Annotated in this window: 26 protein-coding genes and 1 tRNA gene; 12 read left to right on the forward strand and 15 right to left on the reverse strand. The window is 28.3% G+C overall.

The features are described from left to right. Positions 1–99 precede the first annotated feature (99 nt). The 6 genes from ACTTA8_RS06700 (at position 100) to purH (ending at position 6,453) form a co-directional block, all read left to right on the forward strand. A complete protein-coding gene (locus ACTTA8_RS06700) occupies positions 100–360 on the forward strand; it encodes a DUF4212 domain-containing protein (protein WP_440655048.1) in 261 nt (86 codons plus the stop codon). Beyond that, positions 360–2,174 (forward strand): sodium:solute symporter family protein, encoded by a 1,815-nt coding sequence (locus ACTTA8_RS06705; protein WP_440655050.1) that lies wholly within the window; start codon positions 360–362, stop codon positions 2,172–2,174. The genes ACTTA8_RS06700 and ACTTA8_RS06705 overlap by 1 nt, the downstream gene beginning before the upstream one ends. Before the next feature lie 69 nt (positions 2,175–2,243). Next, entirely contained in the window at positions 2,244–2,600 is a 357-nt protein-coding gene (locus tag ACTTA8_RS06710; protein ID WP_440655051.1) for a hypothetical protein, read from the forward strand. A gap of 28 nt (positions 2,601–2,628) precedes the next feature. After that, positions 2,629–3,288 (forward strand): ribulose-phosphate 3-epimerase, encoded by a 660-nt coding sequence (gene rpe, locus ACTTA8_RS06715; RefSeq protein WP_440655052.1) that lies wholly within the window; start codon positions 2,629–2,631, stop codon positions 3,286–3,288. Positions 3,289–3,292: 4 nt separating this feature from the next. Then, the gene (locus ACTTA8_RS06720) at positions 3,293–4,918 is read left to right on the forward strand and encodes a heparinase II/III domain-containing protein (protein WP_440655054.1); all 1,626 of its coding nucleotides are present in this window, start codon (positions 3,293–3,295) and stop codon (positions 4,916–4,918) included. After that, complete coding sequence (gene purH / locus ACTTA8_RS06725; RefSeq protein WP_440655055.1) at positions 4,918–6,453, forward strand: bifunctional phosphoribosylaminoimidazolecarboxamide formyltransferase/IMP cyclohydrolase; 1,536 nt, start codon at positions 4,918–4,920, stop codon at positions 6,451–6,453. Before ACTTA8_RS06720 ends, purH begins: the two co-directional genes overlap by 1 nt. Here the strand turns inward: purH and ACTTA8_RS06730 are convergent. The 3 genes from ACTTA8_RS06730 to ACTTA8_RS06740 form a co-directional block, all read right to left on the reverse strand. Beyond that, the gene (locus ACTTA8_RS06730; protein WP_440655057.1) at positions 6,443–6,790 is read right to left on the reverse strand and encodes a 4a-hydroxytetrahydrobiopterin dehydratase; all 348 of its coding nucleotides are present in this window, start codon (positions 6,788–6,790) and stop codon (positions 6,443–6,445) included. The two genes, purH and ACTTA8_RS06730, sit on opposite strands and share 11 nt — an antisense overlap. A gap of 6 nt (positions 6,791–6,796) precedes the next feature. After that, positions 6,797–6,871 (reverse strand) — tRNA-Gly (locus tag ACTTA8_RS06735). Positions 6,872–6,940: 69 nt separating this feature from the next. Then, a complete protein-coding gene (locus ACTTA8_RS06740; protein ID WP_440655058.1) occupies positions 6,941–7,795 on the reverse strand; it encodes a sulfotransferase domain-containing protein in 855 nt (284 codons plus the stop codon). Between the two features lie 44 nt (positions 7,796–7,839). On the opposite strand from ACTTA8_RS06740, the gene ACTTA8_RS06745 reads away from it, so the two are divergent. Further along, entirely contained in the window at positions 7,840–8,478 is a 639-nt protein-coding gene (locus tag ACTTA8_RS06745; RefSeq protein ID WP_440655059.1) for an LON peptidase substrate-binding domain-containing protein, read from the forward strand. Between the two features lie 3 nt (positions 8,479–8,481). Here ACTTA8_RS06745 and ACTTA8_RS06750 read toward each other — a convergent pair whose 3' ends face one another. Next, on the reverse strand, positions 8,482–9,555 hold the full coding sequence (locus tag ACTTA8_RS06750) for a ubiquinone biosynthesis protein UbiB (RefSeq protein ID WP_440655061.1): 1,074 nt from the start codon (positions 9,553–9,555) through the stop codon (positions 8,482–8,484). Positions 9,556–9,617: 62 nt separating this feature from the next. Here ACTTA8_RS06750 and ACTTA8_RS06755 point away from each other — a divergent pair, with 62 nt between their 5' ends. The 3 genes from ACTTA8_RS06755 to ACTTA8_RS06765 are packed head-to-tail and all read left to right on the forward strand — an operon-like array spanning position 9,618 to position 13,558. Further along, entirely contained in the window at positions 9,618–11,702 is a 2,085-nt protein-coding gene (locus ACTTA8_RS06755; RefSeq protein ID WP_440655062.1) for a DNA translocase FtsK 4TM domain-containing protein, read from the forward strand. Further along, positions 11,702–12,247, forward strand: coding sequence for a LolA family protein (locus ACTTA8_RS06760; RefSeq protein WP_440655064.1), 546 nt, complete (start codon positions 11,702–11,704; stop codon positions 12,245–12,247). Before ACTTA8_RS06755 ends, ACTTA8_RS06760 begins: the two co-directional genes overlap by 1 nt. Positions 12,248–12,289: 42 nt before the next feature. Then, complete coding sequence (locus tag ACTTA8_RS06765) at positions 12,290–13,558, forward strand: tetratricopeptide repeat protein (protein ID WP_440655066.1); 1,269 nt, start codon at positions 12,290–12,292, stop codon at positions 13,556–13,558. On the opposite strand, the gene ACTTA8_RS06770 is transcribed toward ACTTA8_RS06765, so the two are convergent. The 7 genes from ACTTA8_RS06770 to hisB are packed head-to-tail and all read right to left on the reverse strand — an operon-like array spanning position 13,555 to position 17,386. Next, positions 13,555–14,058: a GNAT family N-acetyltransferase gene (locus ACTTA8_RS06770; RefSeq protein ID WP_440655068.1), complete on the reverse strand. Its 504-nt coding sequence runs from the start codon at positions 14,056–14,058 to the stop codon at positions 13,555–13,557. The genes ACTTA8_RS06765 and ACTTA8_RS06770 overlap by 4 nt on opposite strands. Beyond that, positions 14,055–14,420, reverse strand: a complete 366-nt coding sequence (locus ACTTA8_RS06775; protein WP_440655069.1) for an HIT domain-containing protein — start codon at positions 14,418–14,420, stop codon at positions 14,055–14,057. The genes ACTTA8_RS06770 and ACTTA8_RS06775 overlap by 4 nt, the downstream gene beginning before the upstream one ends. Next, positions 14,417–14,689, reverse strand: a complete 273-nt coding sequence (gene hisE, locus ACTTA8_RS06780; RefSeq protein WP_440655070.1) for a phosphoribosyl-ATP diphosphatase — start codon at positions 14,687–14,689, stop codon at positions 14,417–14,419. The genes ACTTA8_RS06775 and hisE overlap by 4 nt, the downstream gene beginning before the upstream one ends. 1 nt (position 14,690) lies before the next feature. Further along, positions 14,691–15,446, reverse strand: coding sequence for an imidazole glycerol phosphate synthase subunit HisF (gene hisF, locus ACTTA8_RS06785; protein ID WP_440655072.1), 756 nt, complete (start codon positions 15,444–15,446; stop codon positions 14,691–14,693). Then, positions 15,439–16,164, reverse strand: coding sequence for a 1-(5-phosphoribosyl)-5-[(5-phosphoribosylamino)methylideneamino]imidazole-4-carboxamide isomerase (gene hisA, locus ACTTA8_RS06790; RefSeq protein WP_440655074.1), 726 nt, complete (start codon positions 16,162–16,164; stop codon positions 15,439–15,441). The genes hisF and hisA overlap by 8 nt, the downstream gene beginning before the upstream one ends. Next, positions 16,164–16,790, reverse strand: a complete 627-nt coding sequence (hisH, locus tag ACTTA8_RS06795; RefSeq protein ID WP_440655075.1) for an imidazole glycerol phosphate synthase subunit HisH — start codon at positions 16,788–16,790, stop codon at positions 16,164–16,166. The genes hisA and hisH overlap by 1 nt, the downstream gene beginning before the upstream one ends. Before the next feature lie 5 nt (positions 16,791–16,795). Next, positions 16,796–17,386, reverse strand: a complete 591-nt coding sequence (gene hisB / locus ACTTA8_RS06800) for an imidazoleglycerol-phosphate dehydratase HisB (protein WP_440655076.1) — start codon at positions 17,384–17,386, stop codon at positions 16,796–16,798. Between the two features lie 89 nt (positions 17,387–17,475). Here hisB and hslV point away from each other — a divergent pair, with 89 nt between their 5' ends. Beyond that, positions 17,476–17,991: an ATP-dependent protease subunit HslV gene (hslV, locus tag ACTTA8_RS06805; RefSeq protein WP_440655078.1), complete on the forward strand. Its 516-nt coding sequence runs from the start codon at positions 17,476–17,478 to the stop codon at positions 17,989–17,991. Continuing rightward, positions 17,991–19,364, forward strand: coding sequence for an ATP-dependent protease ATPase subunit HslU (hslU, locus tag ACTTA8_RS06810; RefSeq protein ID WP_440655079.1), 1,374 nt, complete (start codon positions 17,991–17,993; stop codon positions 19,362–19,364). Before hslV ends, hslU begins: the two co-directional genes overlap by 1 nt. 9 nt (positions 19,365–19,373) lie before the next feature. Here hslU and ACTTA8_RS06815 read toward each other — a convergent pair whose 3' ends face one another. The 4 genes from ACTTA8_RS06815 to ACTTA8_RS06830 are packed head-to-tail and all read right to left on the reverse strand — an operon-like array spanning position 19,374 to position 22,129. Continuing rightward, entirely contained in the window at positions 19,374–20,219 is an 846-nt protein-coding gene (locus ACTTA8_RS06815; RefSeq protein ID WP_440655080.1) for a sulfotransferase domain-containing protein, read from the reverse strand. Positions 20,220–20,229: 10 nt separating this feature from the next. Continuing rightward, on the reverse strand, positions 20,230–21,084 hold the full coding sequence (locus tag ACTTA8_RS06820) for a sulfotransferase domain-containing protein (protein WP_440655082.1): 855 nt from the start codon (positions 21,082–21,084) through the stop codon (positions 20,230–20,232). Between the two features lie 34 nt (positions 21,085–21,118). Next, positions 21,119–21,532 carry a Smr/MutS family protein gene (locus ACTTA8_RS06825; protein WP_440655083.1) on the reverse strand — a complete coding sequence of 138 codons (414 nt, stop codon included), beginning with the start codon at positions 21,530–21,532 and terminating at the stop codon, positions 21,119–21,121. Next, positions 21,533–22,129, reverse strand: a complete 597-nt coding sequence (locus ACTTA8_RS06830; RefSeq protein WP_440655084.1) for a Tim44/TimA family putative adaptor protein — start codon at positions 22,127–22,129, stop codon at positions 21,533–21,535. Positions 22,130–22,146: the final 17 nt, after the last annotated feature.

Here is a 22,146-nt window from a genome sequence, read left to right on the forward strand (position 1 = left end):
TATAAGAAAAAATTAACCTAATACGGCTAATTTTACACTTTTATTCTCTTTTATAATGGTTAAGGTTTTATCAGTTATAACTAAAAAAGAGAGGTATACATGGCGAAAAACGCTCAACACTGGGAAAAGACCAGAGGTTTGCTATTTGTTACATTAGCAATCTGGGCTGTATTCTCAATGGGTATATTCCTTTTTGGAGCTGAAATGAACACAGTTACTGGACCTTTTGGGTATCCATTAACTTATTGGTTCACATGTCAAGGTTCTCTTGCAATATTTGTAATCCTTATTTTCTGGTTTGCAGGTAGACAAGAAAAAATTGATGAAGAGTTCGGCTTCAGTGAAAAAGGAGACGACTAATGATTAAGGGTAATTTTATAGATAACTTGCCTAAAGTTTATGGAATCTACACAGGTGGATTTATAGGTTTCATAATCTTAATGGCGATTGGTGAGCAGATGGGTATGTCTGCAAAAGCAATAGGTATTTGCTTTGTAGGTTTTACCATTTTTATCTACGCAGCAATTGGTTGGCTATCTCGAACAGCCCAAGCAAGTAACTATTACGTAGCTGGAAGAACGGTTCCAACTGTGTTCAACGGAATGGCAACAGCAGCTGACTGGATGTCTGGTGCTTCTTTCGTTGCAATGGCAGGTGGTATTTACTTCAAAGGTTATGGATATATGGCTTTGCTTGTAGGTTGGACAGGTGGTTATGTGTTAGTTGCAACTTTATTAGCACCATACTTAAGAAAATTTGGATGTTACACAGTTCCAGATTTCGTAGGTACTAGATACGGTGGTAATACTGCAAGATTGATGGCGGTTATCGTTTTAACTGTTGCATCATTCACATATGTGACTGCACAAATTAACGCTACAGGTACTATTGCAGCTGTTGCTTTAGATATCCCATTCCAATACGCAGTATATGTTGGACTAGTTAGTATTTTACTATGTTCAATGCTTGGTGGTATGAGAGGGGTAACTTGGACACAGGTTGCGCAATACATTGTACTAATTATAGCTTACCTACTTCCAGTATTCTGGATCAGTAATAACATTGGTGCGGGTTTCTTCCCACACTTCATGTTAGCTGATGAAGTTGCTAGAATTGGTGAGTTAGAACAACAGTATGGTTTTGTTAAAAACTCTGCTGCTGATTTAGCTACAGTACCTAAAGGGTTAGCTGGTATTACTAAAGCTCACTCTGAAGTAAACGCAACACCTTGGGCTTTCATCTCATTGGCATTAGCAATGATGATGGGAACAGCTTCATTACCACACGTGATGATGAGGTTCTTTACTACTCCAAGTGTAAAAGCAGCTAGAAAATCAGTAGGTTGGTCAGTATTCTTTATCTTCCTACTATATTCTTCTGCACCAATGTTAGCGACACTATCTAAACTTGCTTTGATTGATCCAAACTTACCAACAGGTATTATTGGTAAATCAATTGCAGAAGTTCAAGCAATCGATTGGTATCAAAACTGGAACCAAGCAAATCTGATGTTTGTAAGCGACTTTAACGGAAATGGAACTGTTGAATTAAACGAGTTCTTCATGGGTGGTAAAGCCGTTGTATTAGCAACACCAGAAATTGCTGGATTACCATATGTAATCTCAGGTCTAGTTGCTGCCGGAGGTTTGGCAGCTGCGATGTCAACTGCAGATGGTTTGATTCTTGCAATTGCAAATGCAATCTCGCATGACGTTTACTACAAAATGGTAGACCCTAAAGCTGAGACTGCTAAGAGACTAGTTGTTGCAAGGGTATTACTTGTAGTAATTGGTTTTGCAGGAGCAACTATTGCAGCAATGGAGATCCAAGGTATCTTAGGTTCAGTAATCTGGGCTTTTGACTTTGCGATGTCTGGATTGTTCTGGCCACTTGTACTTGGTGTATGGTGGAAGAGAGCTAATAAAGAAGGTGCTATAGCTGGTATGGTCTTAGGATTAGTTTCTGGTTTCGCGTATCTAGTTTGGGTACGAAGTGGTGGAAGCGGATTCTTAGGAATTACTCAGTTAACATTTGGTATCTTCGGATCTACTGTTAGCTTAGTAGCTATGGTTGTTGTGAGTTTAATGACTTCAGCACCAAGCGCTGCAACACAAAAGATGATTGATGATTCTAGGGTACCTGCGGGTGCATCTGTAATCGGCGGCCAAAAATAAACAATCTTTTTAAGGGGCGATTAATTTCGCCCCTTTTATTTCTTTTTAAGATCAAATATAAATTCCTCAATGTCTGCTAACTTTCATCCTTTAGTTTATATAATTGACTATATTCTTGGAATTATAATGTGGACTTTAGTTGGAAGAGTAGCAATGAACATCTTTCAAAGGGAAGACTCTGGATTTTTCTTTATGAAAGCGTTTGTAAAATTTACTAATCCACTATTAAAAATTTTTAAACCTGTTACCCCATCTTTCATAATTCAACCATTGGTACCACTTTATGTAGCTTGGTTCTTTTTCATGATTAGATTTTATTTGATGCCTTGGATCTTAGGATATTCAGTTATGGGAATGTTATCCTTCCCTCTTGAAAGTGAAATTTCTAGACAAATTTATCAATTTTTTAATTCAATTAAATTTTAAAAATTGATACTAGTAAGTCTAGATATCAATGAAAAATATACAAATATCACCTTCAATTTTATCAGCTGATTTTAGCCAATTAGGTAATGAAATAAAAAGACTTGAGGAAGGTGGAGCTGATATGGTTCATGTAGACGTTATGGATGGACACTTTGTTCCAAACTTAACAATAGGTCCTCCAGTAATTAAAGCCCTCCGAAAACATTGTTCATTAAAATTCGATGTTCATTTAATGATTTCTCCAGTACATAAATACATAGAAGCTTATGCGGATGCAGGTGCAGATATAATTACTGTGCATCCTGAAGCAACTGATAACTTAGAAGACTCAATAAATAAAATAAAAGATCTAAAGAAAACAGTAGGAGTTTCACTTAATCCTGAAACAAGTATAGATTTAATAAAAAATCTTTTAGATAAAATTGATTTAGTTTTAATAATGAGTGTAAATCCTGGGTTTGGTGGACAAAAATTCATGCCAGAAGTTTTAGAAAAAATTAAACAATTAAAAAAAATTAGAGAAATAGAAAAACTTAACTTTGATATCGAAATAGACGGTGGGATAAATTTTGATAATTGTAAAATAGCAATTGAAGCTGGTGCTAATATTCTTGTATCTGGTACAACGGTTTTTAAAAGCAATGATGGAGATATTAAAAAAAATATTAATTTATTAAAAACAAAATAAGTTAATGCAATCTAAAAATTCCTTAAATCTTTCTAGTGGAATATTTTTTAAGTTAAAATCCTCATTTAAAAAATTATACAAAAAATCAAATTTTTATGAAAAACGAATTTCAAAAACTTTTGATAACAATTTTGAATATAAACCAAGTCCTCATCTTTTATCTTCAATTATAAAATATCAGAAAAAAAAATATAAAATCGACGATTTTGCAACTGATGCCATTTGGCAAAATAATATTCCCATAAAAGACTTTAGAAAACTAAATAATTTTTTTTGGTTTTTTAGTTTAGATTTAAAATCATCAAAGGAAACTACTCAATCAATTATTCTTAAATGGATTACTAAGAATGAAAGATTTGATGAAAATATCTGGGAATTCAACATTACTGCAAAAAGAATTATTGCTTGGCTTTCCAATCATCAATTAACTTATGAAGATAGTAATGAAGAATATAGATTGTATTTTAATCATATGCTTCAAAAACAAACTAACCATTTATTAAATGAGATCAAAAATTTAGATGAAACAGAAGAAAAACTAATTGGCTGTGCCGCAATAATTTTAACAGGTTTAGCATATAAAGATGAGAAAAATTATTTAGACAGTGGTTTAAATATATTAAAAAATTTAATCAAAAACTCTCTTGATAAACAAGGTTTTCCCAAATCAAGAAATATTCAAAATTTAGTTTTTTATCTTAAATATCTAATCATTATTAGGGAATGGTTTAAAGAATCGCAAAATCCAATTCCAGAATATGTTGATGAAACAATATATTATTTAGGATCCAGTTATGCGTTTATATGGCAAAACATAAAACAAGATATTTTTTTTAATGGAAATTATTCATCTAATCATAATGAATTTGACCAATATTTAAAACGATTTGGATATACTTTTAAAAATCAAATTAATGAGTTAGCTGGATATACAATATTACAAAATAAAAAATTTATCCTAGCAGCTGACGTTGGATCAAATCCTGAGAAAATATATACCAAAAATTATCAGGCAGGCGCCTTATCTTTTGAAATTTTTTCTAACGATAAAAAATTAATTTCAAATTCTGGATATTATCCAGATCCAAAAAACAGACTAAATAAATTTTCCAAAAGCACCGCTTTACACAGTACACTTTCAATTGAAGATTATTCTTCATGTGATTTTAATAAAGCTGGTGATAATTTTTTGATACAAAAAGATTTAAAAATTGAAAATAAAAATATAGTTTTTGAGAAGAATTATTGGAAAATTTCGGCTAGTCATAATGGTTACCTCAAAAAGTTTAAATTGGATCATCATAGAGAAATAGAATTCTATCCTGAACAATTTAAATTTATTGGTTATGATAAAATAGTAAGAAAAGATCCTGATAAACAAATTAAATTTGATATTAGATTTCATCTTCATCCAGACACTAAAGTTATGAAAACACAAAATAATAAGTTTATATTAATTCAATTAGAAGATGAAGGTTGGCAATTTAGTTGTGATAACTATGATATAAATATTGATAATGGTTTATATTTCGGTAATAAAAATTCATATCAAGAAAACCAAAATATATATATTTCAGGCATAAATAATGAAAACGAGCAAATAATTAGATGGGAAATAAGTAAAATTTAATGAAAAAAATAAAGACAGCTCTTATTTCTGTATCAGATAAAAATAATTTAAAACCAGTTTTAGAAATTTTAAAAAAATACCAAATCAAAATTATTAGTTCTGGTGGAACTTATAAAAAAATAAAAAAATTAAAATTTAATTGTTTAGAAGTATCTGATTTTACAGATTCTCCTGAAATTTTAGAGGGAAGAGTCAAAACCTTACATCCAAAAATACATGCAGGGATCTTAAATAAAAGAAATAATAGAACACATTTAAATGACTTAAAAAAAAATAATTTTGAAAATATTGATCTAGTAATTGTAAATTTTTATCCTTTTGAAAAAACTTTAGAAACTACAAATAATCACAAAAAAATAATTGAAAATATAGATGTAGGGGGTCCTACTATGGTAAGGTCTGCTGCTAAAAATTATAATGATGTAACAGTGATTACTTCTGCAGATCAATATCAAGAATTAATAGATGAAATGAGTAAAAATAATGGAGCTACATCATTAAATTTCAGAGAAAAACTATCAAGAACAGCTTTTACAAAAACTGCTTATTATGACTCGATAATCTCAAACTATTTTAATAAAAAAGCAAACATACACTTACCAGAAGAAAAAGTTTTTTCTGCAAATTTAATTGAAAAACTGAGGTATGGAGAAAATCCACATCAATTTAGTGGATATTATTCAAAAAATTTAAAAACTAATTTAAAACAACTTCACGGAAAGCAATTAAGTTATAATAATTATAACGATATTTTTGCTGCATTAACTATTTCAAAATCTTTACCAAGAAACAAAGGTACTGTAATTGTAAAACATGCAAACCCTTGTGGTGTATCAATAAATACAAATCCTATAGATAGCTATAAATCTGCATTAGCATGTGATCCTGTGAGTGCTTTTGGGGGAATTGTATCTTGTAACTTTAAAATAAGGAAAAATCTTGCAGTTGAACTAAATAAACTTTTTTTAGAAGTAATAATTGCTAATGGTTTTGATGGTGATGCCCTAAAAATACTTAAAACAAAAAAAAATTTACGTGTAATTGATGCAACAAGTTATTCACTTAGTGAAATTACGAAATTCACTTCATCAAATGAAGCAATATTAGTTCAATCTGAAGACTTAAAAATATTCAAAAATAAAGATTTTAAAGTTGTATCTAAAAAAAAACCAAACCCCAAAGTGCTTAGAAATCTAATTTTTGCATTCAATGTTTGTAGATATGTCAAATCGAACGCAATTGTTCTTGCAAAAGATGAGTCAATTGTTGGTATTGGATCGGGTCAACCAAGTAGATTAGATAGCTGCGAGATAGCAATTAATAAAATGAGAAAATTTAATTTATTTGGAGATAATTTGGTTGCAGCATCAGATGCTTTCTTTCCATTTGTGGATGGAATTGAAAAATTAGTTCAATCAGGAGTTCAAGCTGTAATTCAACCTTCTGGATCAATTAGAGATAGAGAAATAATTAAATTTGCAAACGAAACAGATACTATTCTGGTCTTTTCTAAGACAAGACATTTCAGACATTAGTAATTTTATCTATCTTAGCAGCTAAAATAAAATCATTTTCTGAAAGGCCTTTAATGGCATGTGTTGTAATTTTAATTTCTGCATAACCCCAACCAAAACTTATGTCTGGATGATGATCCTCTTCCTCAGAAATTTTACCAACTTCATTAACAAAATTTTGACTTTTTAAAAAGTTTTCAAATTGAAATTTTTTAAATAGAAAAAATATTTTATTTTCATCTTCAGTTATATCCCAACCATCAACTTTCTTCTGATATTTATGAATTTCAGACACATCAAAAGGAAGAACTCCTCCCTCACAAGGCAAACATTTTTTAGTTAAAAGATCATTACTCATAAAATTTGGAGCGGGCAAAGGGGGTCGAACCCTCGACCTTCTCGTTGGCAACGAGACGCTCTACCACTGAGCTATGCCCGCTTGTTTATTTAACTGAAATTATTAGCTTTTAATTAATTAAGCAAGAGCCAAAATTCATATTTCATCAACTCAATTGTAAGATAATTCTATTAAATTCTGTTTATAAATTTCATTTAATTTATTTTTTAATTCATCATCTAAAATTTTTCTCCAATCATTTTTTGGACCTAGATAGAAAAAAGGTATTTTTTCATCATTTTTTTTGGAAGTAATTGCTTCTGAAAAACCATTTTGTTTCTCACTATTTTTTAATTTATCAAATAAAGTTGAATTTACTGCATTCTTTAATTTATCTTTGTTTATTTTTTCTTTATTACCGGTTGTTATATTAATAAAATCAACTAAATCTTTAAAAACATAATAAGTTTCAGTAAGAAGATCCTCGTATTTAATTATTTTAATTGGTATTTTTTTTTGTACTTTCCAAGATTTATAGTTTGTTGCCCAGGAACTTATAAATTGAAAATCACTGTAACCATCCTGCTTAAACCTGTGTACATCATAAATATAATTGTTTTCATTTTGCATCCATTTTAAAGCTTGATCACTATTTAATTCATAATGATTTTTTAGTGACGTAATGACATTTCTTGGATCTCTAATTATATAGATTGCTCCAATAGAATTTTTTGCATCGGTAAATTGATTATTATTTACAGATCCAAAAGCATTATGAGTTTTAAAAAAATATAATTTTTTATTTAAATTAATTTGTTCCTGTGCTTTTAACCAAAATCTTGCTGTGTCTGTAACAATTTTTGGATTGTAATCAAAATTATTAAAATGTCTCTTTTCAGGAAACTGTCCGATATTACTAATAATTTTTTCATTAAATATACCATCTTGGCTATAAAAATATGAGCTTATCAATGCTCGCAACCAAGTATTTCCACTTTTTGGGTATGATGCGATCCAAAATATCATTGTATAAATAATATAGATCAATAATGTTTATTTTAAAAAAAAATATGAAAAATTTACCAAAAATAATACCTGTTTTTCCACTAAGTAACTTTATAATATTTCCAAAAACAGCTGTTCCGTTGAATATTTTTGAGCCACGTTACATTGATATGATAGATGATGCGATGAAATCAAATAAATTTATAGGTATGGTTCAACCCAAAACTCCTGCTAATTATGGAAATTTTCCAGAGTTATACAAAATTGGGTGTATGGGTAAAATAACAAGCTTCAATGAAACTAATGATGGTCGCTATTTAATTGAATTAAAAGGATTATTAAGATTTGAAATAATAGATGAAATAAATACTACAAAAAAATATAGAGAATGTGAGGTTGATTTTACTACTTTTAAAGACGATATAGATGAAAAAAAAGCAGAATTAAAATTCCAAGATCTTGAAATTATTTTTAAAGATCTAAAATCATTGTTTGAAAGAAAGGGCTTTGTTATTAATTGGAAAGCTTTAGAGAGGCAAAGTCTGGATGAAATAATAAATGCCCTTGCAATGACTTCGCCATTTACGCTTGAAGAAAAACAAGTTTTATTAGAATCAAAAAATTTAGATATTAGAAAAAATAAAATAGCAGAAATTTTAAAAACTTATACACACGATATTTACGAAAATAGAACCCTTCAATAAAAATCAAGCAAAACCACTATCTGCAATCTTTTTAAAAATTTTATTGATAAATTGATTATGACCTAAATGTTTCAAGGAATTAACCAAGGTGTTGCTTTTTAATTTTCCTTCAAAGTTAAAAAATTCATAAATGGAGTCTATCGCTTTAGAAAAAATAAAATTTTTATGTTTTGTAATACGTTGAAACTCCCGATTTACAGAAACGTTTAGGGGCAATCCTAAATTTTTTTTGCTTTTGATAATTTCTAACAATATTTTTATATCCCTTATTGTCATATTAAAACCCTGTCCAGCCAAAGGGTGAATTTTATGCAGTAAATCACCAAATGCTAAAATATTTTTATAATAATAAGATCTCAGATTTAATGAAGATAGTTCGAAGGAAGAAATTTTAGTTATTCTTTCAATCTTATATATTGAATTATAATGATTGATCAAATCGACTAAAGTTGCCTTTTTAAATTCATTAGAATGATTGATAGAATAAACAATTGATGTTTCATTCTCAGAAATAGGAAGAAAAGCTAAGGGTCCAATTTTAGTAAAAAATTGGCGTGCAACTTTATTCTCAATTTTTTTATGCCTTAATATTCCGGTGTAAGCTATACTGTTATATCTTTTTACAATTTTTTTTGAGAAAAATTTTTTTGAGATAAAATTTGAGAATTCTAAATTAATTACAAGATCATAATTTTTAATATTAGATAGTAAAATTTTTTTATAATTTTTTTTGAAATATTTATTTTTAATAAGACTTTTTTCTAAAATATTATAAAGTTTATAATTACTAACAATTGAAAAAAGTTGTTCATTATTATTCTCAAAATTTAACAATTTCTCTTGTTTTAATTTTTCAGAAAAAATTTCAATTTTATGTAACTGCCAGATAATTTTATCAATTTTAACAATATTTTTGTTAAAATATTCGATATTGCTTTTTGTAATTCCAATAGTTCTTGAGGAATCAATTGTTTGTTTTTTTTTATTAGTAAAAATTTCAACATTTATATTCTGATTAACTAAAGCTTTTGCCAAAGTTAAACTTGTTAAGTTACTACCTAATATACAAACTCTCATATTATTTTTAATTTTAACAACAAAAATTAGATGATACAAAGTGTTAAATTTGATTTGTATATATGAATATAAAAAAAGCAGCTAATTCATTAATTAATTTTACACTTAAACGTTTAATTGAGATTTTTGGTATTATTGTTTTTATTGCAGGAGCTTTGCTTTTTATCGCACTTTTTTCATACACACCTGAGGATCCTAATTTTATTTTTCCAAAAGAAATTGAAATTAAAAACCTATTAGGTTTTCAAGGAAGCTTTATTTCTGATCTTTTTTTTCAATCTGTTGGATTAATTGCTTTTTTGATATCACTTACCTACATTGTCTCTGGAATAAATATTTTTCGTTATAAAGATTTTTTCTTAATAATTGAAAATACTTTTGTGACAATTTTATATTCTATAATTGGGTCTCTTTTTTTAAGTTATTTTTACCCTAATTCTTTTATTTTTTACGTAAACGGAAATGGGGGATTTATAGGAAACTACTTTAATCATACTTTTTTAAATTCAATCATTCAACTACAAGAAAATACATTTTATTATTGTCTAATTTTAATTGTAATAATTTTATTTTTAAAAAGTATAAATTTTAATCCTATTAAATTTTTAAAATATTTAAAAAAATTATTTAAAATCTTTTTTAATAAAAATGAAAAATCTTATACTGATAAAAGTGAACTTATAAGTGAATACATACCACAAGATGAAATCAAAAATCTTATTCAAGAAGATTTACCTTTTATAAAAGCAGATAAACAAGCTAATAAAAAAAGCAAATTTCAATTACCAAAATTAGATCTTTTAAAAGTGCCATCAAAGAAGGAAAGAGAAAATTCAGGAAGAAATGAATCAAATGATCCAAAATTTTTAGAAAAAATTCTTTTAGATTTTGGTGTCAAAGGAGAAATTCAAAAAGTTAGTCATGGACCAGTTGTTACTCTAAATGAATTTGAACCTGCTCCTGGAGTGAAAGTTTCAAAAATAATTAATTTATCTGATGATATTGCAAGAAACACCAGTTCGGAATCAGCTAGAATTTCAACAATTCCAGGTAGTAATACAATAGGAATTGAACTACCAAATAATTCAAGAGAAAATGTTTATCTAAGTGAGATTCTTAGTAGCCAAGACTTTAAGAAAAAAGAAATTAAACTACCAATTGCCTTAGGTAAAAATATTTCAGGTAAACCAATAGTAGGAGATTTATCGTCCATGCCTCATTTACTGATTGCTGGAACCACAGGATCAGGAAAATCTGTATGCATAAATACAATTATATTATCTATTCTATACAGACACACTCCAGACAAATGTAAATTTATATTAATTGATCCTAAAATGCTTGAGTTATCAACATATGAAGGTATCCCACATTTGCTATGTCCAGTTATTACAGAGGCAAAAAAAGCTGCTTCTGTTCTTGGTTGGGTAGTTAAAGAAATGGAAAGTAGGTACAGGCTTATGACAAAAGAAGGTGTTAGAAACATTGATGGTTATAACACTAAACATAGCTTGCCGATGCCATATATAGTTGTTGTTGTCGATGAGATGTCAGACTTAATGTTAGTTGCTGGCAAAGAAATTGAAAATTATATCCAAAAACTTTCTCAAATGGCAAGAGCTGCAGGTATTCACATCATAATGGCAACACAAAGACCTAGTGTAGATGTTATTACTGGAACAATTAAAGCGAATTTTCCAACTAGAATATCTTTTCAAGTAACTTCTAAAATTGATAGTAGAACTATACTTGGAGAACAAGGAGCTGAACAATTACTGGGCAAAGGTGACATGCTATATATGTCTTCAGCTAATAAAATTATAAGAATACACGCTCCTTTTGTTTCAGAGAATGAAATCGAAAAAATAAACAACTCTCTAAGAGCACAATCAGAACCAGATTATATTGATGAAATTTTGAATTTTGCTGATGAGAAAGAAAGTGGAGATAATTTTGATCATAGTGACAAAGATCAGCTTTATCAACAAGCTATAGAAATTATTAGATCTGAAGGAAAAGCATCGACATCATTTTTACAGAGAAAACTTCAAATTGGTTATAATAGAGCGGCAAGAATAATTGATATGATGGAAGCAGATGGGATTGTAAGTAAAGCAAATCATGTTGGTAAAAGAGACGTTCTTTAATGTTTAAATACTTTTTTTTGCTATTTTTTTTTTTATTATCTGTAGCAAATGCAGATAATAGAGATAAAATTATTAAAAAACTTAAAAATACATATAGTGTTAGTTTTAGTTTTGAGCAGAGTATAAATGGTAAAATTGAAAACGGTGATTGTATAATCAAATATCCGAAAAAAATTTTTTGTAAATATAAAAAAAGTAATAATAAAATTTTAATTTCAAACGGTAAATCTTTAGTTATCAGTACTAGAACAGGTTATTATAGATATCCTCTTAAAAATACTCCACTTCATTTTATTTTGGATAAAAATTTTCTAATGGAAGAAATTTATAATTTTGAAGAAACTATAATTGATAATAAATTAATAAATTATAAAATTTTTGAAAATAATAACGAAATTAATATATTTTTTGATAATAAAAATTTTAATATACTTGGTTGGCAAACTAAAGATATATATCAAAATCAAAGTACTACATATTTATCAAGCATAAAAATAAATCAAAAGGTTAATGATGATCTTTTTAATATTCCAATACAAAAATAATTTTATAATTCAGACTCAAGATAAGATAATATATTAAAAAAAATGGACATTTATATTAAAGATGTTGCACAGTTAATTCAGAATAAAAAATATTCTGAAGCTATAACTTATTTAAATAATTTAACTGAAGATATTAAAAAAAATCCAACTTCCTTCTTTTTAAAAGGCTTGTCATACTTGTATTTAAATAAAATTGACGATTCTATTGATAATTTTAGTTACGCAATAAATCTAAATAATAATAATCCAACTTTTTATTTTTATAGAGGTTTCGCTTTTTCAAAAATTAACAACTTTGAAAAAACTATAGAAGATTATGAAAAAGCAATATCTATAAAGCCTAATGCAGCTGAATTTTACAACAATTTGGCTGGTACTTATTACACAATAGGAAAAAATGAAAAATCAATTGAGAACTACATAAAATCAATTGAATTAAATAAAAATTTAAAGCAGCCATTAAATGGTCTACTTAATGTTTTGTCTCAAACTGATGAAATTAAATACAACGATTCAAATATAATTACTGCGCACAAAGATATGAAAAAGATTCAATTGTACTATTCACAAGATAAATTTATTGATGATCTTCAAATTAAAAAATTACTACAAGATATCAATAAAGTTCTAGATAAAAATTTTAACAATTTAGAGTTTGATAAAGTTCAAACCTATAGAGAACAACAGCAGCCTCCTCATTGTAATAGACATAAAAAAATATTTAACGAGGCTAATATTATTCCAAAACATTGTTTTGGCTGCTATAAAATTCAAATCGAAGTTTCCAATATTGTAGAACTTATTAAATTATATATTGTTTTTGATAAAATAAAATTTAAGTACAATAATTCAAGAAAATGCATGATTGAATTAAGATCAGGTGTATCAGGAAATTATAAGGGATTAATATTTTCAGACTCTATTAAAGAATCTAATCAAATTTTAGAAGAACTAAAAGGAATTTTAAAAAAAAATTTTAATAAGAATTTAAATTGTAAGATTAAAAGAGGTTGTTCTGAATATTATGTCAAATATCCTGATTACAATCGTTTAGATAATAAGGCCATGGAATATGACGAAAAATGGAAAGAGTATGAAAAAGAATTTGATGAAAAAAATCCAGATTTAATATTTGACAAAAAATCAAATCCTACATCAGAGGGGATTTCATTATTTGATGCATTAGTGTTCAGAAATTGGCTTGCATTTGCAAAATTGACTGGCGATGAAACTTACAAAAACATATCAGATCAAGTTTTTCATTCTAAATTTGTTGAAAAACATCTGCAATTAAAACAGCAAAAAAATTAAATTTTTACTTTTTCTTTTTTAAATATTTTCATACCTCTATTTAAATAATTTTTTAAAGCATTTTTGTGATCTAAAGAACAAGTATGTAGCCATACTCTATTTATATCCTCTACGAAACATATTTTGATTGCTTCTGATAACATAAAAGATCCAATTTTTTTATTTTGATATTCTTTAAGAATTCCAAAATAAGCGATTTCTATTTCTTTTGTATCTAAATGACTTACTAATTCAAAAAATCCTACAAGATCTTCATTTTTTTTTAATATATATGTTTTTACTTTATCGCTTGAAATATAATCAATCCATTGTTGTTCGGTCCAAATTAATCTATCTACCCATTTATGATCTTTACCAATATTTTTATAAAAAAATTTATTTAATTGAAAATTAGTTGGGTCAATTAAATTTATAGAATATTCAGCTGATAATCGATGGCTTTCCTTAAGTTCTTTAAGTGATTTTATTTCTAAATAATTTCTTTGAACAACTTCTGTCACCCAACCATTTTTCCTACTCTTTCGCCCCCAAATAAATGAAAGTGTAGGTGAGGAACCTCTTGACCACCATAGTCACTAATGTTTGCTAGGGCTCTATAACCTTTGCCTACTTCTGTTGAAATACCTAGTTTTTTTGCAACTATATTTATTCCCTTCAAAAGACCGACCATCTCATCAGGAGATGCATTCAAGCTAAAATCATCAAGGTCAATATATTTTCCTTTTGGAATTACTAAAGCATGAATTTTTTTTTGAGGGTTGATGTCGTGAAACGATAAAATAAAATCATCTTCATAAATTTTATTACAAGGAACATCTCCTCGTAAAATTTTAGCAAAAATATTATTATCATCGTAATTCATTTTTTTCTTTTTTCCAATTCTCCCATTACCTCTTCAATTTTTATATCATTTGCTTCTAAATACATTAACAAATGATAAAATACATCGGCTGCTTCATGAATTTTATTTGTATTTTCCTCTATAGCTTCAATTAATTCATAAACTTCTTCCAAGACTTTGGCTTTACTTAAAGATTTGTCTGTAAGTAATTTATTTGTATAAGAACCTTCAATTGGATTAATTTTTCTTTCTCTTGCAAGTTTAATTAGATTTTCTAATGTATTAAGCATATCAAATTCTAACAGGTATTCCTTTTGAATCCAGATATTCCTTTGCTTCTTTTACAGAGTGTTTACCATAATGAAATATTGATGCTGCTAAAACTGCACTAGCATTTCCTAATTTAATTCCATCAACCAAATGATCTAGACTCCCTACTCCACCAGATGCAATAACGGGAATATTTACAATAGATGAAATTTTAGACATTAGCTCAATATCATAACCTATTTGGGTGCCGTCTCTGTCCATTGATGTAACTAATAGTTCTCCTGCACCACAATTTTCCATTTTTTTTGCAAATTCTATTGCATCAATTCCAGTATTGTTTCTTCCACCGTGGGTAAAAATTTCCCATGTATCAGCATTTTTTTTTGCATCAATGGCGACAACAATGCATTGTGAACCAAATTTTTTTGAGCTTTCGACTACTACTTCTGAATTTCGAACTGCCGCAGTGTTAATAGAAACTTTGTCTGCCCCACAATTAAGCAATTTATTTATATCGTCTACACTTCTAACGCCTCCTCCAACAGTTAAAGGAACAAAACATTTTCTAGAAGTCTTCTTTACGACATCATAAATTGTATCTCTATTTTCATTGGATGCAGTGATATCCAGGAAACAAATTTCATCTGCTCCTCCATCGGAGTAAATTTTGGCCTGTTCGACCGGATCGCCCGCATCTTGTAGATCAACAAAGTTAATTCCTTTTACAACACGGCCATTTTTAACATCTAAACAAGGTATTATTCTATTTTTAAGCATTTACTTCCTTAGCTAATTCATCCAATTTAATATCACCATCATAAATAGCTTTTCCAACTATAATACCTTCAATATTTTTATTATTTAATTCCCTAGCTTTTTTAATGTCATCTATTGATGAAACTCCACCTGAAATGATCACTGGACAATTAGATGTATCAGCAACCTTAACTGTTTCTTCAAAATTAGGACTTAGCTTCATTCCATCTCTATTGATATCAGTATAAATAAGCCTGCTTGCTCCATATTCGTTCACTTCTTTTAAGTAATCTAAAGTCAATTGATTAGAATTTTCTTTCCAACCAGATACAGATAAATAACCCTCTTTGGCATCTAAACCTAGTGCAATTTTATTTGGAAATTTTTCACAAGCTTGTTTTAAAAAATTTTTATCTTTTATAGCAGCACTTCCTAAAATAACTTTATCAACACCAGCATCAGTATATTTCTGAATACTTTCAAAATTTCTTATACCTCCACCAATCTCAATTTTAAGATCAAATTTAGTAACTATTTCGTGAATAATATCTAAATTAATTGTTTCACCAGTTAATGCCCCATCTAAATCGACTATGTGTAAGTTTTTAAAACCAAGGTCATTGTAATTAGCTGCTTGTTCAACAGGAGACATTTCGTATTCGGTTTTATTTTCAAAGTCTCCTTTTACTAACCTCACACACTTTTTGTCTTTAATATCTATTGCTGGGAATATCTTCATTATATATTTATAAAATTATCTATTATTTTAAGACCAATCTTGTCACTTTTTTCAGGGTGGAACTGTGTTCCAAAAATATTTTCCTTTTCAACAGAACAAACAATATTTGAAGAATAATCAGTTGTTGCCGAAATCACATTTTTATCCTCTGGTACAAATTCATAACTATGAACAAAATACATATGAGAATTATTTTCTATACCTTTTAAAATTTTACTATTTTTTGTTATATTAATTTCGTTCCAGCCAATGTGTGGAAGTTTATATTTTCCATTTTGATTGTTTATTTTTGATACTTTGCCTGAAATCCAACCAAGTCCTTTTGTTTCTGTTTCTTCAAAACCAATGTCCGCAAACATTTGCAAACCAACACAAATTCCTAAAAGTGGTTTTTTATTACTTATTACAAACTCATTTAATGTATTAACTAAACCATTGATATTGTTCAAAGCATCAACACAACTTTTAAACGAACCCTGCCCTGGCAAAACTACTTTATCAGAAGATTTAATCTTATTTAAATCTGAGGTTATTTCGATATTTACTTTGTTTTTAGCAACTTCCTTAAATGAGTTTATTACAGAGCTTATATTGCCCGAATTATAATCAACAATAGTGACGTTCATTAAACTTATAATGAGCCTTTAGTTGATGGAATACTTTTTTTACTTCTAGGATCCATCTCCAATGCCTCTCTAAGCGATCTTGCTAATGCTTTATAACAAGACTCAATAATGTGGTGACTGTTATCACCATAAATATTTTCGACATGCATTGTAATACCTGCAGCCTGCGAAAATGCCTGGAACCATTCTTTAAACAACTCTGTATCCATCTCACCAAGTTTCTCAACTTTCAATTTTACTTTCCAAATTAAATAAGGTCTATTTGAAACGTCTATAGCAACTCTTGTTAACGTTTCATCCATTGGAATAACTCTGTGTGCATATCTTTTAATGCCTACAAATTTTTTTGCAGCTTTTTTTAAAGCCTCACCAATTGCTATTCCTGTATCTTCAGTAGTGTGGTGAAGATCAATGTGAGTGTCTCCTTTTGCTTTCACTTTTAGATCAATCAAAGAATGCTTTGATAATTGCTCAAGCATATGATCTAGAAAACCTATTCCTGTATCAATTTGGTATTTCCCTTTGCCATCTATGTTTAATTCAACACTTATGCTGGTTTCTTTTGTTTTTCGAAAAATTTTTCCTTTTCTAGCCATATATTTTAGATGGTATACATACTTAATCCAACTATATCAATATCAGTCTAGATACTTGAAGTATCAAAAATAGTTACCATTTATTAGATATGACAACAATAGTATTAGTTAGAAAAAATAATGAAGTTGTAGTTGCTGGTGATGGACAAGTTAGTATGGGAAATACTGTTGTCAAAAGTACAGCATCAAAAGTAAGAAAAATTGAAAAAAGAGATGTAGTTGCAGGATTTGCAGGATCAACTGCTGATGCACTAACGTTGTTTGAAAGACTAGAGGGAAAATTAGAAAAACATGCAGGCAATTTATCAAGAGCTGCTGTCGAGCTGGCAAAAGATTGGAGAACTGATAAATATTTAAGAAGATTAGAAGCATTAATGGCTGTTGGTGACAAAAATAACAGTTATATAATTTCTGGAACTGGGGATGTTTTAGAGCCTGAAGGTGATGTAATTGGAATTGGTTCTGGTGGTAATTATGCATTGGCGGCTGGAAAAGTACTAATGGAAGGTAACATGTCAGCAGAAGAAGTTGCCAAAAAAGCTATTAAAGTTGCAGCAGATATTTGTGTTTTTACAAATGAAAATGTTAAAATTGAGAAAATATAATGGATAATTCAAACGTTACACCTTTACATCCTAAAGAAAAAACTCATAAAGAAGAAGCGTCTTTAGTAAGCGCTCTTTCGCCAAGAGAAATAGTTTCTGAGTTAGATCGTTTTGTAGTTGGACAAAATAAAGCGAAAAAAGCTGTTGCTGTTGCATTAAGAAATAGGTGGCGAAGACAGGCTTTAAAAGGTGAAATGAAAAATGAAGTTTTACCAAAAAATATTTTAATGATTGGACCAACAGGAGTTGGAAAAACAGAAATTTCTAGAAGACTTTCAAAATTAGCAGAAGCTCCTTTCGTTAAAGTTGAAGCAACAAGATTTACAGAAGTTGGTTATGTTGGAAGAGATGTTGAGCAAATAGTTAGAGATTTAATTGAAATAGCAATTGCTATGGAAAAAGTTAAAAAAAGAAAAGAAGTATATGCACAGGCGCAAAAAGCAGCAGAAGAAAAAGTTTTAGATGCTCTAGTAGGGAAAAAAGCAAGCCTTGCAACAAGAGAGAGTTTTAGAAAAAGGTTAAGAAATGGTGACTTAGATGACAATGAAATAGAGATTGCTGTAAGCGATACAGGTTCAAACGGTGCATCTTTTGAAATCCCAGGAATGCCAGGTGCTAATGTTGGGATGATAAACATTGGAGAAATGATTGGTAAATCTATGGGGAATAAAGAAAAAAAAAGAAAGATGTCAGTAAAAGAATCTCACGAGATACTGATTAACGATGAGTCTGATAAATTAATTGAACAAGACAAAATTATTAAAGCTGCAAAAATTTCAACTGAAAACAATGGAATAGTATTCTTGGACGAAATAGATAAAATTTCAGCAAGAACTGATAGAGTTGGTGGAGATGTGTCTAGAGAAGGTGTTCAAAGAGATTTGTTACCTTTAATTGAAGGGACGACAGTGAATACAAAACATGGACCTGTAAAAACTGATCACATTTTATTCATTGCCTCAGGTGCTTTTCAGCTAGCAAAACCTTCCGACTTACTTCCTGAATTGCAAGGGAGATTGCCAATTAGGGTTGAGCTAGAAGCTTTGACTAGTGAAGATTTTAAAAGAATTTTAAAAGAACCAGATTATAGTTTAATTAAACAATATGTAGCGTTGTTAAAAACTGAAAATGTTGATTTAGAATTTTCAGATGATGGGATTGATACAATCGCAAACATCGCATCGGAGGTTAATGCAACAGTTGAAAATATCGGGGCTAGAAGATTGCACACAATAATAGAAAAAATCTTAGATGATATTAGTTTTACAGCAACCGACAGAGCTGGTGAAAAAATTCTTATTAACAAAGAATATATTAATAAAAATTTAGACAGTTTAGTAAAAGACACTGACTTATCTAAATTCATACTTTAACTTGAATTTTTATAAATATTTCAACTCTTTCATCTCTTGTTGAAAAATATTTTCTAGTGTATCATTAATTATATATGGTAAATTTTTGCCAGTATTTTTATTTCCATATTTAAAGAAAGTTATATTCTTTCCGTCTTTAGCTTTGATAGCTTCAGGAAAATTTTTTTTCTGTTCTAAATTTTGCAAGTATTCAAAAGTTGTTGTTTCTAAAACATTTTTCAGTTTTTTTTTATTAAGTACTAATTTAGCATTAGATATTTTGTATATGAAATTTAATATAGAAATAAAAGTTTCCTCAGGTTTTAAAATAAGATCTTCATATTTAATCAATAGATACCGATCTACTTTCTTAAATTCTTTCCATGAATTATAATTTGAAGCCCAAGAACCTACATGTGTTACAGATTGATTTTGAGCATCATTTATACCTCCTATAGTTCTCATATTAGTTAATCTATTTAAAGATTCTTCTAAAGATATCTCACTATGATTTGCATATGATAAAACAACTTTTCTTGGGTCTCTCACAATATAAATTGCCCCCAAAGTATTTTTTAAATCTGTGAATTTATATCCATTTATATCATTTAAAGCTGAATGAGTTTTCAATAATCTAATTGTATTAGAATCTCTCTTGTTTATCTCTTGCTGAACATAAATATATTTTTTTACAACTTCTTTTTCATCACTTGTATCTATTCCTAGATTTCTAAAAACTCCAAAATCTGGAAATTTTTTTATATTTTTTAATAAACTAAACTCAAATTTACCATCTTCGGAAAATAAGTATGCCGACAACATTGATCTTATTAGAGTGTTTCCACTTTTTGGGTATGAAGCAAGCCAAAAAATCATAAAATATTTTTTACAAATAACCTATTTCTAGCATTTCTTTTTTAAATGAATTTTCAATTTTATTTTTTATTGTTAAATCTAAGTTATTCTTCCAAACGTTTTTTGATCCTAAATTAAAAAAAGGTATTTTTTTTCCTGTTTTTGGATTTACTTTAGCTTCTATAAAACCTTCTTTTTTCTCCAAATCTTTCATCTTATCAAAGTTTGTGGAACTAATAACGTTTTCTATTTTTTTTTTATCTACAGAAAAATTGATGCCCTTAAGCCGATAAATAAAATTTAATATTTCTAATAAAGTTTTTTCTTTGTTTAAAATTATATCTTCATATTTAATTAACAAATATTTTCCAATAGTATCAAAAGATTTCCAACTATTATAATTACTACTCCAAGAACCCATGTATACTTTAGATCTATCAGAAATATGGTCACTATCTACATTGCCTCCATACTCTATAGAGTGTGTTAATCTCTCCACAGAATCTTCAACACTAATACTATTATGATGAGCGTAAGAAGTTACAACATTTCTTGGATCCCTTACGATATAAATAACTCCAAGAGTATTATTCAAATCAGTGAATGGATTGTTATTTATGTTAAAAAGATAGCTGTGTGTTTTTAAGAATTGAATAGAGTTTTTTTGATTTATGCTTTCTTGGGCTTTAATGTAATTTTTTAAAATTTCTTTTTCATCTTTTATATTAATTCCTAGCTTTTCAAAAATTCCAATATGCGGAAATTGTTTTATATTTTTAATTAATTCAAAATTAAATTTACCGTCCTTAGAAAAAAAATAGGATGACAACATTGCTCTAACCAATGTATTTCCACTTTTGGGATATGACGCTAACCAGATAAACATTTTATTAATTTACTAATTTTTTATTATAACTGAATTAAAGTTTTTTTTTCAGAAAAATATAAAACGCTCCACTTCCTCCATCTTCAATTTTAGCTTCACCAAAAGAATTAATTAACTTCATTAGACTTGGATTGTTATTGATATATTCAGGTATTGAATATTTTAAAATGCTTAAATCTTTAGAAACATATGGGTTTTTTTCATTATCTGAATGTAGTCCCTTTCCAGTAACTATTCTTAATTTACGCACACCCTCTTCATAACTGCTGATTATAAAATATTTAATTTTTTGATTAGCATCATCTAAAGAGTAGCCATGCAAATCTAACTGTCTTGATTTAAATTGTTTATCTTTTGTTAACTTATAGTCTTTATCAAACAGTTTATCGTTACTATCAATAAAACTTTGCCAATCTTGTTTGTCTTTATCTGATATTTTTTTATTCAATTAAGTTAATGTATTAACTAATTTCCAATTTGGGTTCGATGATGTTGTGTCTCTTGAAAAAACCCAAGTGTCATAAATTTTTTTTATTTTCTCAGGGTCCCCAGAAATTATATTTTTATTTTTATCTTTTATACAAGTTATAACTTCAGCTATAAACTCAACAGTAACATTGAGAATTTTATCATTTTTCTTATGTTCTTTTATTACTGCCGAATTAATACCAATGAAAGTTATATCTGCAGAGTGACCTCTTGAATTCCTCTCGTTAAGAGCCTCATTAAATTGTGAAAGAATTTTTTCTCCTAAAAGAGGCTTGCTTGTTGTAATTTTGTTATCGTTATCACTAAAATCTGTAATTATTGTCTCATATGCAATTTTTGCCCCTTGTAAAAATTCTTTTTGAGCTTGATCATCAAATTTATCAGAAGATGTTATGGTTTTTTCATTTTTTATTTTTTCTATTACTTCTTTAAATTGACCTGGTGCTTTACCTTCAAATCCAGTTCTTTTACCTAAAATTCCTCTTAGTCTTAAAAAGATAAAACCAGCAATCATGGCTAATAAGATTATATCAATGTACTCAAAACTATAACTCATAGCCTTTATACTAATTA

Source organism: Candidatus Pelagibacter sp. HIMB1506, assembly GCF_052047935.1.
GTDB lineage: Bacteria > Pseudomonadota > Alphaproteobacteria > Pelagibacterales > Pelagibacteraceae > Pelagibacter.